This is a genomic window from Amycolatopsis minnesotensis, from assembly GCF_039529815.1.
Classification (GTDB): Bacteria; Actinomycetota; Actinomycetes; order Mycobacteriales; family Pseudonocardiaceae; genus Amycolatopsis; species Amycolatopsis minnesotensis.
Genome location: NZ_BAAANN010000020.1, coordinates 51673 through 66767 on the forward strand (window position 1 = coordinate 51673; position 15095 = coordinate 66767).

Annotated in this window: 17 protein-coding genes; 8 read left to right on the forward strand and 9 right to left on the reverse strand. The window is 70.6% G+C overall.

The window, feature by feature from the left end; translation table 11 throughout:
• Positions 1 to 4: 4 nt before the first annotated feature.
• Genes ABD256_RS24435 through ABD256_RS24445 form a run of 3 tightly spaced genes read right to left on the reverse strand, consistent with a single transcriptional unit; the run spans position 5 to position 2664 of the window.
• A complete protein-coding gene (locus ABD256_RS24435; protein WP_344423225.1) occupies positions 5 to 1102 on the reverse strand; it encodes a bifunctional RNase H/acid phosphatase in 1098 nt (365 codons plus the stop codon).
• Entirely contained in the window at positions 1099 to 1836 is a 738-nt protein-coding gene (locus ABD256_RS24440; protein ID WP_344423228.1) for a zinc ribbon domain-containing protein, read from the reverse strand. Before ABD256_RS24440 ends, ABD256_RS24435 begins: the two co-directional genes overlap by 4 nt.
• A 21-nt stretch (positions 1837 to 1857) precedes the next feature.
• Positions 1858 to 2664 (reverse strand): Nif3-like dinuclear metal center hexameric protein, encoded by an 807-nt coding sequence (locus tag ABD256_RS24445; protein ID WP_344423233.1) that lies wholly within the window; start codon positions 2662 to 2664, stop codon positions 1858 to 1860.
• A 31-nt stretch (positions 2665 to 2695) separates the two neighbouring features.
• Here ABD256_RS24445 and ABD256_RS24450 point away from each other — a divergent pair, with 31 nt between their 5' ends.
• The 4 genes from ABD256_RS24450 (at position 2696) to ABD256_RS24465 (ending at position 5719) form a co-directional block, all read left to right on the forward strand.
• Positions 2696 to 3304, forward strand: a complete 609-nt coding sequence (locus ABD256_RS24450; protein ID WP_344423237.1) for a chorismate mutase — start codon at positions 2696 to 2698, stop codon at positions 3302 to 3304.
• A 205-nt stretch (positions 3305 to 3509) separates the two neighbouring features.
• Positions 3510 to 3977 carry a low molecular weight protein-tyrosine-phosphatase gene (locus ABD256_RS24455; RefSeq protein WP_344423241.1) on the forward strand — a complete coding sequence of 156 codons (468 nt, stop codon included), beginning with the start codon at positions 3510 to 3512 and terminating at the stop codon, positions 3975 to 3977.
• Positions 3978 to 4015: 38 nt separating this feature from the next.
• On the forward strand, positions 4016 to 4834 hold the full coding sequence (locus ABD256_RS24460) for a fructosamine kinase family protein (protein WP_344423244.1): 819 nt from the start codon (positions 4016 to 4018) through the stop codon (positions 4832 to 4834).
• Between the two features lie 33 nt (positions 4835 to 4867).
• Entirely contained in the window at positions 4868 to 5719 is an 852-nt protein-coding gene (locus ABD256_RS24465; RefSeq protein WP_344423247.1) for an SURF1 family cytochrome oxidase biogenesis protein, read from the forward strand.
• Here the strand turns inward: ABD256_RS24465 and ABD256_RS24470 are convergent.
• Together ABD256_RS24470 and ABD256_RS24475 are read right to left on the reverse strand one after the other, a co-directional pair.
• Complete coding sequence (locus ABD256_RS24470) at positions 5716 to 6651, reverse strand: cobalamin biosynthesis protein CobD/CbiB (protein ID WP_344423249.1); 936 nt, start codon at positions 6649 to 6651, stop codon at positions 5716 to 5718. The genes ABD256_RS24465 and ABD256_RS24470 overlap by 4 nt on opposite strands.
• Positions 6652 to 6694: 43 nt before the next feature.
• Positions 6695 to 7363 carry a FadR/GntR family transcriptional regulator gene (locus ABD256_RS24475; protein ID WP_344423555.1) on the reverse strand — a complete coding sequence of 223 codons (669 nt, stop codon included), beginning with the start codon at positions 7361 to 7363 and terminating at the stop codon, positions 6695 to 6697.
• 156 nt (positions 7364 to 7519) lie between these two features.
• Between ABD256_RS24475 and ABD256_RS24480 the strand changes: the two genes are divergently transcribed.
• From ABD256_RS24480 to ABD256_RS24495, 4 genes are read left to right on the forward strand one after another with little or no spacing between them, the layout of a single operon-like run.
• Positions 7520 to 8005 carry a gluconokinase gene (locus ABD256_RS24480; protein ID WP_344423251.1) on the forward strand — a complete coding sequence of 162 codons (486 nt, stop codon included), beginning with the start codon at positions 7520 to 7522 and terminating at the stop codon, positions 8003 to 8005.
• On the forward strand, positions 8002 to 9375 hold the full coding sequence (locus ABD256_RS24485; RefSeq protein ID WP_344423254.1) for a GntT/GntP/DsdX family permease: 1374 nt from the start codon (positions 8002 to 8004) through the stop codon (positions 9373 to 9375). Before ABD256_RS24480 ends, ABD256_RS24485 begins: the two co-directional genes overlap by 4 nt.
• A gap of 40 nt (positions 9376 to 9415) precedes the next feature.
• Positions 9416 to 9745, forward strand: coding sequence for an ArsR/SmtB family transcription factor (locus tag ABD256_RS24490; RefSeq protein WP_344423257.1), 330 nt, complete (start codon positions 9416 to 9418; stop codon positions 9743 to 9745).
• Positions 9742 to 10239 (forward strand): SRPBCC domain-containing protein, encoded by a 498-nt coding sequence (locus ABD256_RS24495; protein ID WP_344423260.1) that lies wholly within the window; start codon positions 9742 to 9744, stop codon positions 10237 to 10239. The genes ABD256_RS24490 and ABD256_RS24495 overlap by 4 nt, the downstream gene beginning before the upstream one ends.
• A 648-nt stretch (positions 10240 to 10887) precedes the next feature.
• On the opposite strand, the gene ABD256_RS24500 is transcribed toward ABD256_RS24495, so the two are convergent.
• From ABD256_RS24500 to ABD256_RS24515, 4 genes are all read right to left on the reverse strand, one after another.
• Positions 10888 to 11874, reverse strand: a complete 987-nt coding sequence (locus ABD256_RS24500) for an N-acetylglucosamine kinase (RefSeq protein ID WP_344423557.1) — start codon at positions 11872 to 11874, stop codon at positions 10888 to 10890.
• The gene (locus ABD256_RS24505) at positions 11871 to 13130 is read right to left on the reverse strand and encodes a 6-phospho-beta-glucosidase (RefSeq protein WP_344423263.1); all 1260 of its coding nucleotides are present in this window, start codon (positions 13128 to 13130) and stop codon (positions 11871 to 11873) included. The genes ABD256_RS24500 and ABD256_RS24505 overlap by 4 nt, the downstream gene beginning before the upstream one ends.
• Complete coding sequence (locus ABD256_RS24510) at positions 13127 to 14008, reverse strand: carbohydrate ABC transporter permease (RefSeq protein ID WP_344423265.1); 882 nt, start codon at positions 14006 to 14008, stop codon at positions 13127 to 13129. The genes ABD256_RS24505 and ABD256_RS24510 overlap by 4 nt, the downstream gene beginning before the upstream one ends.
• A gap of 97 nt (positions 14009 to 14105) precedes the next feature.
• Positions 14106 to 15095 (reverse strand): carbohydrate ABC transporter permease, encoded by a 990-nt coding sequence (locus ABD256_RS24515; protein ID WP_344423268.1) that lies wholly within the window; start codon positions 15093 to 15095, stop codon positions 14106 to 14108.

The window sequence follows — 15095 nt, forward strand, 5'->3', positions numbered from 1 at the left end:
AAACCTAGGTCAGGTGCGAGATGTCGTTGACCAAGCGCACCGAAGCGTTGCCATCGGGGTAGAACTCCGCGATCGACACCGACGCCAGGTCGAGGTGCAGCCGGAACAGGACCGACGGCCCCGCGTCGAGCCCGATCCGCAGCAGCGTCTTGATCGGGGTCACGTGGCTCACCACCACGACCGTCCTGCCCTGGTACCGCTCGATGATCCCGTCGAGGCAGCCGCGCACCCGCTGGAGCACCGCGTCGAAGCTTTCGCCGCCGGGCGGCGGCACCGCCGGGTCGCCGAGCCAGTTCGCGTGCAGCTCCGGGTCTCGCGCGGCGGCCTCGGCGAAGGTCAGGCCCTCCCAGTCGCCGAAGTCGGTTTCGATCAGGCCCGCGTCGGTCTCCACCCGCGCGCCGATCGCGTCGGCGACCGCCTGCGCGGTCTGCTTGGCCCTGATCAGCGGTGACGCCACGATCGGGACGGTGTCGCCGATGCCGTCCATGGCGGCGAAGCGCTTCGCCGCGTCGGCCACCTGCCGCTGCCCGTGCTCGGTCAGCGGCACGTCGCCGCGGCCCGAATAGCGGCGGTCGATCGACATCCCGGTCTGGCCGTGGCGCAGCAGGATGAGCTTCGTCGGGGTGCCCTTGGCGCCGCTCCACTTCGTCGGCGACGCGCGGTCCTGGCCGCGCGCGGGCTTGCCCGCCTGCTCGTCCATCGCCTCGTTGGCGAGACGGTCGGCGTGGGCGTTCTCGGCGCGCGGGATCCACTGGTAGCGCACGCGGTCGAACCCGGCCGCCAGTTCGCGCACCTGCTCGGCGAGCGGGATCAGCGCGGCGTTCTTGATCTTCCAGCGGCCGCAGGACTGCTCGACGACCAGCTTCGAGTCCATCCGGACGTCCACAATGGACGCTCCGAGCTCGCGCGCGGCGCGAAGGCCCTCGACCAGCCCGGTGTATTCGGCCACGTTGTTCGTGGTGACCCCGAGCCCGGCGCGGCGCTCGGCGAGCACCTCCGACGTCGCCGCGTCGAAGACCACCGCGCCGTAGCCTGCCGGGCCCGGATTGCCGCGGGAGCCGCCGTCCGCCTCGATGACGACATGGGTCACCGGAGAGGTCACAGCCCGGACTCCAGGGTGCGCACGAGGATCGCGCCGCAGTTGTCGCAGCTCACGACCTCGTCCTCGGGCGCGGCCTTGATCTCGGCGATGGTGTTGCGGTCGAGTTCGAGCTGGCAGGCGCCGCAGCGGCGCGCCCGCAGCAGCGAGGCGCCGATGCCCTTGTGCTCCCGCACCCGCTCGTACCGCGCCATCAGATCGGCGGGGAACCGCGGCAGGATGTCCGCCCTGTCCTTGTCGCGGCGGGCGGTGGTGGTGTCGAGGTCCTTGAACGCCTCGTCGCGCCGGAGTACCGCCTCGGACAGGCCCTGCTCGGCCTTCTCGACCTCCGCGGACGTGCGCTGCGCGTCGAGTTCGAGCGCTTCGCGGCGCTCCATCAGCTCCAGCAGGTCGTCCTCGAGCGCCGACTGCCGCCGCTGCAGGGTTTCCAGCTCGTGCTGCACGTCGGTCATCTGCTTGGCGTTCACGGTGCCCGACTCGAGCAGCTTGCGATCCCGCTCCTCGCGGGCGCGCACCGAGTCGATCTCCTTTTCCTGGCGCGCCACCTCGCGGTCGAGATCGGAGGCGGCGGTCTGGGCCGCGACGAGTGCGTCCTTGTGCCCGCGCACGGTCTTCTCGGCGGCGTCGATCTCGGCGAGCTCGGGCAGGGTGCGCCTGCGGTGTGCGGTGCGGGAAAGCTCGGCATCGATCTTCGCGAGCTCGAGCAGCTGTCGCTGGACGGCTGGATCTGCCTTCACTTCAGCGTTCCCCCTAAAAACTCAGGCTCGGATGGTCCACGGATCGGTGCACCGTGTGGAGACGTGGGTGTCGACGTTACCCGCAACCGCGGCGCGGATGACGGCCGAGGCTTGCCCACACCACGGCCACTCGCTGGCCCAATGCGTCAGGCCGACCAGCGCGGGCACGGCCGCGAGCGAGGCGAGGTGCTCCCCGGCGGGGTGGTGGCGGAGATCGGCGGTGACGTAGGCGTCGACACCCGCTTCGGCGGCCGCGGCGAGGTACGAGTCACCGGCGCCCCCCGACACCGCGACAGTCCTAATAGGACGATCCGGGTCGCCCGCGCCGAGCACGCCTGGCGTGGTCACCGGAAGCGCCCTGCCGACCCGTGCGACGAACTCCGCGAACGGCTCCGGTTCGCGCAGCTCCCCGATCCGCCCGATCCCGGTGTTCCCGGCCGGGTGGGGCGAAAGCGGGCGCAGCACCCGCAGCCCGATCGCGTCGGCGAGTGCGTCGGACACCCCGGGGTCGGCGGAATCGGCGTTCGTGTGCGCGCAGTAGAGCGCGATGCGCCCGCGGATCAGGCGGTGCACGAGCGAGCCCTTGGCGGTGTCGGCCGGCACCCCGTGCACGCCGCGCAGCAGCAGCGGGTGGTGCGCCACGATGAGCTGGGCGCCGATCTCCTCGGCCTCGGTCACGGTGGCCTCCACCGGATCGACGCACACCAGCACGCGGTCGACGGGCTCGGCGGGATCGCCGCACACCAGGCCCACCGCGTCCCACGACTCGGCGAGCGCGGGCGGGTAGGCGGCCTCCAAGGCGGTGAGCACATCCGAGATCACGGGCATGGCGCGATCCTCGCATGTACGCTTCCGGGCCATGCGCCTTCGGTCCTCGATCCTGTGTGCCCTGGTCGCGGCTTTGGCGCTGACCGCGACCTCGGCTACGGCTTCGGCCGCGCCCCGCGAATCCCTGCTCCCGCTGGCCGGTTCGTCGGCGGAGCGGGTGCGGATCTCGGACAAGGTGGCGGCCGCGAAATACGCGCAGTGGCACGAAGCGTCTCGTTGGGGGGCGGTGGGCGGGACGGGTTCGCCCATCGACGATCCGGCGCGCGAGCAGGTGGTGCTGGACTTCGCCGCGAAGCGGTCGGCGGAACTGGGCATCGATCCGGTGCGCTCGGTCGCGCTGTTCCGCGACCAGATCGAGGCGAGCAAGATCGTGCAGCGCGGCCTGTTCGCGTTCTGGGACGCCCACCCCGGCCAGGTGCCGACCGAACGGCCCGATCTGCCGACCGAGGTCAGGCCGGTGATCGACCGCGTCAACGGCGAACTGCTCGACGAACTGGCCGCCACCGGCCACGCGCGCACCAGCCCGCGGTGCGAACCGGGGTTGCGGCTGGCGAACGCGATCGCGGGCAGGCAGTGGCACCTCGACCGCCTGCACCGCGCCGCCCTGCACGTCGCCCTCGGCTCGGCCTGCGTGCGCTGACCGCTCTCACGGCACCCAACGCCCTCAAGGGCACCTTCAGGGCGTACCGAGAGGGAGCCCACCCATCACCGGAGCCTCGATCGTGGCATCTCGAAAGGGGCTTCGGCGCCGCTCGGAGCACGTCAGAGCTACCGAAAGCGACCGTCCGCCGATTTGATCCACTCCCCCGTGGCATCGCTCTCCGTGCTTGCACCACACTGCACGCGTGCACATCTGCTTCGTCTGCTCCGGCAACATCTGCCGGTCACCGATGGCGGCGCTCGTCTTCGGCGAACACGCGGCGCGCGCCGGCCTCGCCGACCAGGTCACGGTGAGCAGTGCGGGAACAGGGCCGTGGCACGTCGGCGAGCCCGCCGACGCCCGCGCCCGCGCGACGCTCGCGGCGCACGGCTACCCCACCGCCCACGTCGCGGCCGAGGTCGACGACGAGCACCTCGACGCCGACCTGCTGCTCGCCGCCGACGAGGGCCACCTCGCCTTCCTGCGCGCCAAGGTCGCCGATCCCGGCAAGGTGCGGCTGCTGCGGGACTTCGACCCCGCGGCGTCGCCCGGCTCGGAGATCCCCGACCCGTACTACGGCGGCGACCGGGGGTTCGACGACGTGCTCGGCATGATCGAGCGCGCGGTCCCCGCCCTGCTGGACGCGGTCCGCGAACACGGGAGCCGGTCCTGAACGCGAGGGCGGCCGCCGAGCGGCTGCTCGGCGAGCCGGTGCTCGATCTGCGGCGGCGCGGCAGCGCGGTCTACCTCGCCGCGCTCGACGGCGGCAGGGTGGTGTTCGTCAAGGGCGGCGCCGGCGCCGGCGCGGTGGCCGCCGAGTCCGCCGGGCTGCACTGGCTCGCCGAGCACGGCGACCTGCCGGTGCCCGAGGTGCTCGGCGCCGACGAAGACTGGCTGGTCCTGCGGTACCTCCCCGGTGGCAGGCCGACGGCCGAAGCCGCGGCGCGGTTCGGCCGGGGCCTCGCCGCGACGCACCTGCGCGGCGCCTCCGGTTTCGGCTGCCCACCACCGGGCGGCCCGGCTGACGCGTGGATCGGGCTCGCCCCCATGCGCAACACGACGCACGACACCTGGGCCGGGTTCTACGCGGCGGAGCGCATCCAGCCCTACGTCCGGATGTGCGTCGACGACGGCGTGTTCGGCCGCGACGACGCCGCCGTGTTCGACAAGCTCTGCGCGCGCCTGCCGGACCTCGGCTTCGCCGAGGAAGCGCCCGCGCGCCTGCACGGCGACCTGTGGAGCGGCAACGTCTACTGGGCGGACGACGGGCAGGCGTGGCTCATCGACCCGGCCGCGCACGGCGGCCACCGCGAAGCCGATCTCGCGATGCTGCACCTGTTCGGCACGCCGTTCCTCCAGCACATCGTCGGCGGGTACCGCGAAGCCGCGCAAGAGGCGGGCGCGCCGCTCGCCGACGGCTGGCGCGACCGGGTGAAACTGCACCAGCTCTTCCCGCTGCTGGTGCACGCCGCGCTGTTCGGCGGCGGGTACGTCAAGGAGGCGCTGACGGCCGCGCACACGGCCGGGTGAGCCGGGCGAACCGCGACGGCCTACCGTTGAGGGGTGCGGTTGAAGTTCCTGCTCAAGCCGGGCTGGCTGGCGTTGACGCTGGTGGTGTTCGTGTTCGCCATCGCCTGCTACACGCTGCTCGCGCCGTGGCAGTTCAGCCGTGACGCCGAGCAGGTCGCGCAGAACACCGCGCTGCAGTCCTCCTTCACCGCGCAGCCGCGCCCGCTGGCCGAGGCGCTGCCCGGCACCACCGCGCCGGACGCCAAGTCGGAGTGGGAGCGGATCACCGTCACCGGCACCTACCTGCCCCAGCACGAGGTGGTCGCGCGCCTGCGCACGGTGCAGGGCGAGCCCGCGTTCGAGGTGCTGACGCCGTTGCGCACCGCCGGTGGCCAGGTCGTGCTCATCGACCGCGGCTACCTCCGGCCGGACGACCGCAGCCGCGTCCCGCCGTACGCGGCACCGCCGGCGGGCACCGTCGAGGTCGTGGCGCGCGTGCGGACCGACGAGACCGACCCCAAGAAGCGCGAGGCCTTCGCCGACGAGTCGACGGCGGGCAAGCCGCACAGCTACGTCGTCGACTCGCGGGTGGTCGCGCGGGCGGGCGGGCTCGACATCCGGCCTGGCTACTTCCAGCTCGACGACAAGCAGCCCGGGGTGCTGGGCGCGCTGCCGTTGCCGCAGCTCGAAGCGGGCCCGTACTTCTCCTACGCGTTGCAGTGGATCGCGTTCGGCACGATGGCGCTGCTCGGCTGGCTGTACTTCACCGTCCGCGAGCTGAAGCCCGGTGGCGCGCTGCGCGCCGAGCGCGAATCCGGCGGGCGCCGCAAGTCGTTCAGCGAACTGCTGGCCGAAGCCGAGGCCGAGGACAACGAATCGCGACTGGCCGCGCCGGAGCGTCGCTAGCGCTTCCGCAGGCCGAGCAACCCGGCCAGGACGACCGAACTCGCGCCCGCGAGCCAGCCGACCACGCGCGAAAGTTCGACCGCACGCGTGACGTGGCCCGCGTCGGGATTGCGGCCGACGCCCAGCACCGGCAGCTCTTCGACGCCGTGCGGGTACACCGTGCGCCCGCCGAGCCGGATTTCGAGCGCGCCGGCGAAGGCGGCTTCGACCCGGCCCGCGTTGGGGCTCGGGTGCGCGGTCGTGTCCCGCCGCCACGCGCGCCACGCCTCACCGGCGGACCCGCCCACGACGGGCGCGCCCGCGACCGTGAGTACCGCCGCGACCCTCGTCGGCAGGAGGTTCACCACGTCGTCGAGGCGCACGGCGAACCAGCCGACCTGACCCGGCCGCGGCCCGAAGAGCTTGCGCAGCACCGTGATCGCGCGCGAGCCGAGAAGTCCTGGCACACCGGCGACGGCACCCCACACGAGCGGCCCGACGACCGCGTTCGCGGTGTTCTCGGCGACGGTTTCGACCGACGCCCTGGACAGCGCGATGACGTCGAGGTCCTCCGTGGTGCGCGGGTCGAGGTGGCTCAACGTCTCGCGCGCGGCTTCGAGTTCGCCTTCTTCGAGGTCGCGCGCGAGCGCGGTGCCGTCGAGTGCGAGCCCGGCGCCGCCGAGCACCGCCCAGGTGGTGGCCGCGGTGCCGGCCGCCTGCAGTACCGGGCTCCGGCGCCCGGCCCGTTCGGTGACCACGCCGCACAGCACCGCCACACCGGCCAGGCTGCCCGCGTACAGCGCGCCCGCGAGCTTGCGATCCCCGGTCAGCCTGCCGCCGAGTTGCCGCGCGGCCCGTGCGAACACGGCCACCGGCCTGCCCCTCTTCGGGTCCCCGATCACCCCGTCCGCGGCCACGCCGAGCAAAAGCCCGATCGCGCGTGCAGCGCTCACGCCGTTTCCCCTGTTCGCCCCGACGTCTTTGTGGTCAGGGAGGCTACTCGAACAGCTCGGCCATCTCGTCGCGTGCCTGCACCACGATGTCCCGCATGGCGCGTTCGGCCCGGTCCGCGTCCCCCGCGGCGATCGCGGTGGCCACCTCGACGTGCAGCGCGACGGCTTCGGGTTGCGGTTCCTCCGGCATCAGGCCGTACCCGGTCCGCCCGGCGAGCACCTCCGCGACGACCCCGGAGAGCTGCGCGAACATCGGGTTCGCCGAAGCCGCGAGCACCAGGTGGTGGAACGCGACGTCGTGGCCGAGGAAGGTGTCGAGGTCCCGTGCGCGAGCCGTGGACTCCAGCCGCGACGCGAGCGCGCCGAGCTTGCCGCGCTCCTCCGGGGTGGCGCGCAACGCGGCGAACCGGGCGGCGCTCGGCTCGATCGCGGACCGCAGTTCGGTGAGCGTGCGCAGCGCGTCCTGCCGCCCGGCGCCGCCGAGCTGCCAGCGGATCACCCTCGGGTCGTAGTGGTTCCAGTCGGCGTGCTCGCGCACGGTGACGCCGACGCGGCGCTTGCTGCTGGTCAGGCGCATGCCTTCGAGCGCGCGGACGACCTCGCGCGCGACCGTCCGCGAGGTGCCGAACCGCTGCTGCAGCTCCTCGGAGCGCAGCACGGACCCCGGCGGGAGCTCGCCGGAGGCAATGGCCGTCCCCAGCGCGTCGAGCATCTTGGCGTGCACACCGTCGACCACGGCCTCAGGCTAGAGCATCGAAGGCATTCTTGTTCGATTAAGTAGTACGTTCTCTTGAATAAGTAGTACTTGTGAGTTTCACTGGGTCCGGGACAACGAAGTTCCCGGAGTCGGCGGAGTTCAGGAGGCACGATGACCGTCATCGTCGTGATGGGCGTGTCCGGATCGGGCAAGACCACGATTGGCACCGAGCTCGCCGAACGCCTCGGCGTCGACTACGCCGAAGCCGACACGTTCCACCCGAAGGCGAACATCGACAAGATGAGCTCGGGCGTCCCGCTCACCGACGAAGACCGCTGGCCGTGGCTGCACGCGATCGCGGACTGGATCCGCGAACACGCCGAAACCGGCGGGGTCGTCACGTCGTCGGCGCTCAAGCGGAGCTATCGCGACGTGCTGCGCACCGGTGGCGACATCGCCTTCGTGCACCTCGACGGTCCGCGCGAACTGCTCGCCGAGCGGATGAAGACCAGGTCGGGCCATTTCATGCCGGTGTCGCTTTTGGACTCCCAGCTCGGCTCGCTCGAACCGCTCGGCGCCTGCGAAAACGGCTTGGTCGCGGACATCCGTGACAGCCCGGAAGAAATCGTGAAGACCGCGCTCGGAGCGTTCGCATGACCGCCACCCTGGCCGCCGGTGCGTGGACCGGCCACGACACCCGCCTGATCGGCGCGACGGTGCTCGCGATCGCGCTCATCGTCGTGCTGATCACGAAGGCGAAACTGCACCCGTTCCTCTCGCTGATCCTCGGCTCCGGCGTGCTCGGGCTCGTCGCCGGGATGCCGGTCGACAAGCTGCTGAAGAGCTTCTCGTCCGGCGTCGGCTCGACGGTCGCCTCGGTGGGCGTGCTGATCGCGCTCGGTGCGATGCTCGGCAAGCTGCTGGCCGATTCCGGTGGCGCGGACCAGATCGTGGACACCATCCTCGCGAAGGCGGGTCCGCGCCTGCTGCCGTGGGCGATGGCGCTCGTCGCCGCGCTGATCGGGCTGCCGATGTTCTTCGAGATCGGGCTCGTCATGCTGATCCCGGTGGTGCTGCTCGTCGCGAAGCGCAGCGGCCGCCCGCTGATGCTGCTCGGGATTCCCGCACTGGCCGGGCTTTCCGTCCTGCACGGACTGGTCCCGCCGCACCCGGGGCCGCTCGCCGCGGCGGGCGCGCTCAACGCCAACGTCGGCATCACGCTCGCGCTGGGGCTGCTCGTCGGCATCCCGGCACTCGTCGTCGCGGGCCCCCTGTTCGGCAGGCTCGCCGCCAAAATGGTGCCCGACGCGATCCCGCCGGAGCGCCTCATCCCGGAAACCCACTCGGAATCGGGGAAACAGCGTCCCAGCTTCGCCGCGACACTGTCCACAGTGCTCCTTCCCGTGGTGCTCATGCTCGGCAAGGCGTTGTCGGACATCTTGCTCGGCAAGGAAAACGAGGTCCGCCGCGTACTGGACTTCGTCGGCGACCCGCTCGTCGCACTGCTCGCGGCGGTGCTCGTCGGCATGGTCACGCTGGGCCGCCCGGCGGGGTTCGACCGCGCGCGGCTGTCCTCGACGGTGTCCGACGCGTTGCCGCCGATCGCCGGGATCCTGCTCATCGTCGGCGCGGGCGGCGGGTTCAAGCAGACGCTCGTCGACGCGGGTGTCGGCGACGTGATCACCGGGCTCGCCACCGGCGCGAACCTGTCGCCGTTGCTGCTCGGGTGGCTCGTCGCGGTGGCGATCCGGCTCGCGACCGGGTCGGCGACCGTGGCCACGGTGTCGGCGGCGGGCATCGTCGCACCGCTCGCGGCGACCATGGACCCGACGCACAGCGCGCTGCTCGTCCTCGCGATCGGCGCCGGTTCGCTGTTCCTCTCGCATGTCAACGACGCGGGTTTCTGGCTGGTCAAGGAGTACTTCGGCCTGTCGGTCGGGCAGACGCTCAAGACCTGGTCGCTGATGGAGACGGTGATCTCGGTGGTCGCGATCGCGCTCATCCTCCCGCTGGGCGCGCTGCTCTGACCGATTGACATGTGACCTTTTGGTCACCTATTCTGGGTTGGTGCCCGACGACGACCTGGTGTTCAAGGCACTCGCCGATCCGACCCGGCGGCTCCTGCTCGACCTGCTCTTCGCGCGTGACGGCCGCACGCTCACCGAGCTGGAGTCCGAAGTGGACATGAGCCGGTTCGGCGTGATGAAGCACCTGAAACTGCTCGAAGAGGCGAACCTTGTCGTCTCGCGCAAGGAAGGCCGCGAAAAGCGGCACTTCCTCAACCCGGTGCCGATCCGGGCCGTGCACGACCGCTGGATCGGCAAGTTCACCGGGCGCCAGGCGGCCGCGCTGCTCGACCTGAAGACCGAACTCGAAGCGAAGGAACCCCCGACATGAGCGTGCAAGTTCACCGCGTCTACATCAGAACGTCCCCGCAGGCGATCTGGGACGCCATCACGAAACCCGAGTGGACGGCCAAGTACGGGTACACCGGGCTGACCGATTTCGACCCGAAGCCGGGTGGCCGTTATGTCGTCCACCCGACGCGGGAGTTCATCGGCATGGGCATCACCGGGGACCTTATCGACGGTGAGGTCGTCGAAGTGGATCCGCCCCGGCGGCTGGTGCTCTCGTGGCGGATGCTGATGGACCCCGCGCTCAAGGAGGAAGGGTTCACGAGGCTCACCTACGAGATCGTGGAGACGAAGACGGCGGGCACCCGGTTGACCGTGACGCACGATCTCAGCGGGGCTCCGGGGTTGGCCCGCATGGTCGCGGGCGAGTTCGATGATCCCTCGGCGGAGCCCGGCCAGAACGCGGGTGGCGGCTGGCCCTGGATCCTTTCGGACCTCAAGTCGTTGCTGGAGACGGGTTCTCCGATCGTTTCCTAGTGCCGGGGCACAGCGCGTGTTTCCGGCACGCCTTCGCCATGGTGGAGTGGCGTCGGATGCCCCGAAGGTGACTTCAGGCATCCGACGCCATTTTTCCCACCCTCGCAGGCGTGCGGCATGGTGCTGCTGATGCCCTGAAGGTCCCCTTCACGGCATCACATTCCCCCAAGGCCACAGTGATGATGTGTGCGCGTTGATTCTGGTGAGGTGGGTGGCGGAAGCGCGGAGCCGCCCGGGGGCTTGGTCTGTGAAGGTCGCCTTCGGGGAATCTGACGCCGCGATCTCGTCCCTCGCGGCGGGCGGCGCGGCGGCGCTGATGCCCTGAAGGGGCCCTTCGCGGCGTCAGATTCCCTCATGGGCCCCTTCGGGGCATGCGCTCGGAGCAGAGCGGGTCCGTGGAGGCCGCATCCGTGGCATTCACGCCTATGAAGGCCCTTTTTTGGGGCGCCAGCGCGGAGATGAGAATGAGACGTGAACGGCGAAGTCCCAGTGCATGCCGTGAAGGGCGCCTTGAGGGAATCTGACACCGCGATCTCGCCCCTCACGACGTGCGGCGTGGTGCTGCTGATGCCCTGAAGGTGCCCTTCACGGCATCAGATTCCCCCAAGGCCACCTTCAGGGCGTGCGCGACGGGCTTCGCCTTGACCTCTATCGGAGCATCCTTCGGGTCAGTGCGCGGAGGTGGGCCTTGACCTCGTCCGGTACGCCGAAGCGGTCCAGGCCGAACAGTGCCGAGCCGACCACCGGGTCCACGTCGACGACGCGGACGACGGCGCCGGGGGCGACTTTCAGGCAGCGCCGTTCGACCTCGGAGATCACCGGCGGGCCCACACCCGTGAGCACGCCGCCGCCGAGGACGACCTCGGGGGTGCCCGCGGTCAGGCCCAGCTTTCGCAGTGCGACGGCCACCAGCACGCTGACTTCTTCGACGAAGCGGCCGACCACGTTCTGGGCGACCTCGTCGCCGGCCGCGGCGACGCGGAACAGGAGCGGGCACAGGCGGTGGATCCCGGCACGGGGCAGTTCGGCGAAGTGCAGGCGCCGCACCACGTCCACTACGGACTCTTCGCCGAACTCGGTGGCGACCGCGCTCCGCAACGCGGTGCCGGGGCCGCGGCCGTCCTCGGCGCGGACGGCCCACCACAGGGCTTCCTCGCCGAGGCGGTAACCGCCGCCCCAGTCGCCGGAGATCTTGCCCAGCGCGGGGAACCGGTGCGTGGCGCCGTCCGGGCCGATGGCGGCGCAGTTGATGCCGGCGCCGCACACCACGGCGACGCCGACACCGTCGGCCGTGCCCGCGCGCAGCAACGCGAGCGTGTCGTTGCCGACGGTCAGCGTGTCGCTCCAGCCGCGGGCGGCCAACGCGGTGTGGAGCACTTCCTCCTCGCGGGGGAAGTCGAGCCCGGCGAGGTACGCCGACGTGTGGACGGCGAACGGCCGCCGTCCCGCGACACCGGGCATGGCTTGCAGCACCAGCCCTTCGAGGACTTCGACGCAGGCGGCGACCCCGATGTTCTGGGGCGAGGCGCCGGGCCCTCGCGACCTTCCGAGCACGTCGCCCTCGGTGGACACCACCAGGACGTCGGTCTTGCTGTTGCCACCGTCGATGGCGATGACCGTGCCGGCCGGAGTCACGCCCACGGCAGGAACCCACGGTTGATGCGGACGATCTCGTCGGCGAGCCGGTCGGCCTTGCGGTACTGGCCGACGAGCGGGTGCGCGAGCAGGGCGTCGGCCACGCGGTCGCGGCCGCCTTTCAGCGCGGCTTCGAGCGCCAGGTTCTCGTAAGCCGTCACTGCCGAGATGAGGCCGGCGTACCGCGGTTCGACCGGCCGGACCGGTAGCGGGCGCGCGCCAGCGGAGTCCACAGTGGAGGGAACCTCGATCACCGCGTCTTCGGGCAGGAACGGCATGGTGCCGTTGTTGCGGACGTTGACCACGTGCTCCTCGGCGGGGCCGCCGCCGGTGAGCGCGTGCACGAGCTGCACCGCGGCCTCCGAGTAGTAGGCGCCGCCGCGTTTCTCGAGCTGGGCCGGTTTGGTGTGCGCCTCGGGGTCGAGGTAGACCTTCAGCAGTTCCTCCTCGACGTCGCTGACGACGTCCGCGCGCGGGCGCGCGGTCCGCTGGCGGTCGACCTCGTCGTCGTGGCCGTAGTAGTACTTCAGGTAGTAGCTCGGCACCGCGTTCGCCCGGCGCATCCAGTCCACCGGCGCGCTGACGTGCTCCCCGATGAACTCACCGTGCTCGCCGAGCAAATCCGGGAGCCGGTCCACGCCGTCGACGAGCACCTCGCGCTCCCAGCTCAGGTGGTTGAGCCCGGTGTGGCCGAGCCGGACGGCGCCGTGGTCCACACCCAGCAGGCCCGCGAACGTCCGCTGCAGGTGGATCGCGACGTTGCACAGGCCCACCGCGCGATGTCCTTCGGCCAGCAACGCCCGCGTGACGATCCCGACCGGGTTCGTGAAGTCGACGATCCAGGTGTTCTCACCGGCCAGCTCGCGCACCCGCTCCGCGATGTCGAGCACCACCGGAACCGTCCTGAGCGCCTTCGCGAGCCCGCCGGCCCCGGTGGTCTCCTGGCCGAGGCAGCCGCAGACGTGCGGGAACGTCTCGTCCTCGCGGCGCGCCCGTTGCCCGCCGACGCGGAGCTGGATCAGCACCGCCGCGGCGCCATCGACGCCCTCCGCCAGGCTGCTCGTGGTGCGCACCCGCGCCGGGTGCCCGGCGTGGCTCAGCAGGCGCTTGCTGAACTCGCCCACCGCGTCGAGCCGGTAGCCGTCCGGATCCACCAGCACGATCTCGTCGACGTCCAAAGTGGATCTCCGGCCGGCGATGCCGTCCACGAGTTCCGGCGTGTACGTGGACCCGCCACCGACGACTGTCAGCTTCACCCTTTCACCCCCGTGAACGTGATTCCCTTGACGAACGACTTCTGCGCGAAGACGAACAGGACGATGACCGGCGCCATGATCAGCGCGGTGGCGGCCATCGTGAGGTTCCATTCGACGTGGTGCATGCCGCGGAACTGCGCGATGGCCAGTGAAAGCGGCCAGCCGTCGCGGTTTTCCCCGGTGTAGAGCAGCGGTCCGAAGTAGTCGTTCCAGGTGAACAGGAAGCAGAACATCGCGGTGGCCGCGATCCCCGGCTTCGCCATCGGCACCAGCACCTTGACCATGGCCCCGAACTCGGTGCACCCGTCGATCTTCGCGGCCTCGATGTAGTCCTTCGGGATGGTCAGGAAGAACTGGCGCAGCAGGAAGATCGAGAACGCGTCGAAGAAGAAGTACGGCACCACCAGCGGAACCAGCGTGCCGGTGAACCCGAGCCGCACCCACAGGTCGTACAGCGGCACGATGGTCACCTGCGGCGGCAGCATCATCGCGGCCACGGTCAGCATGAAGCACGCGTTCTGCCCGCGCCACCGCAGCTTCGAAAGCGCGTATGCCGCCGGGATCGCGGACAGCAGCGCACCCACCGTCGCCAGTCCCGAATACAGCAGGCTGTTGCCGAAGTAGGTGAGCAGCGGCGCGTCCTTGAACACCTTGATGAAGTTGTCGAAGTGCCATTCGCTCGGCCACAGGCTCGACGACATCGCCTGGTCGCTCTTCATCACCGCGGTCAGCAGCACGAACAGCATCGGCAGCAGGAAGATCACGCCGAGCGCGATCCCGATCGCGTGCGTGGCGATCCAGGACAGCTTGCGGTTCCACGACCGGTGACGACCGAAGGGAGGAAGCGGTCGCGAAGATACAGTCCGCTCGTGTCTCATGGGTGTTCTCCTGTACCGAGGAACGAGGGAAGGGAGAACACCCATGAGCATCTAAAATGGACTTTCGGTGGGACGGAGACCGGTTCGCGGACGGTGGTCACGTCTCCTCCTGGTGCTGTCCCTTGCGGAGCTGGCGGAGAAGGATCCAGGTGAACCCGGCGGAGACGACGAACAGCAGCACCGCCATCGCGGCCGCGTAGCCCATGTTGAAGTACCGGAAACCCTGGACGTAGAGCCAGACCGGGTAGGTCAGGGTGGAGTTCTGCGGCGCGCCGATGTACTTGGTGTTGCCTGCCACGTCGGCCGATCCCGCGGCCGCGGCCGCCGCGACCACCGCCTGCGTGAAGAACTGCAGCGCGTAGATGATGGAGTTGACCACGCCGAACAGCAGCACCGGCGAGATCGACGGCAGCGTGACGTGCCAGAACCGGCGCACCGGGCCCGCGCCGTCGATCTGCGCCGCTTCGTGCTGCTCCTGCGGCACGTCGAGCAGCGCCGCCAGGATGATGATCATCAGCTCGCCCGATCCCCACAGCGCCAGCAGGGTCAGCGCGGGCTTCGACATCCCCGGGTCGTTGAACCACAGCCCGCCGTCGATGCCGACGAACTCCAGGAACCGGTTCACCGGCCCGAATTCCGGGTTGAACAGGAACACGAAGGCCAGGGTCGCCGCGGCGGGCGGGGCCAGCGAAGGCAGGTAGCACAGCGTCCTGACCAGACCGACGCCCGATTTGAGGCGCGAGATCACCGAGGCGATGCCGAGCGAGAACACCACCCGGCACACGGTGAGCACGACGACCAGCCACAGCGTGTTGTACGCGGCGGTGCCGACGAGCTGCTCGGAGGTGAACATCCGCGCGTAGTTGTCGAAGCCGATGAACTCGGGCGGGTTGATCAGGTCGTACCTGGTCAGCGAGTAGTAGACGGTGGCGATCAGCGGGTACCCGAAGAAGATCAGGAACCCCAGCACGGCGGGCGCGAGGAGCAGCAGGACGGTGCGGCGGTGCTTCGCCCTGCGGTTCCCCCGCCTCGCCGCGACGGGCGCGGCGGGGGAACCGGAAGCCCTCGCGGGCAGGGTGGCGGTCAT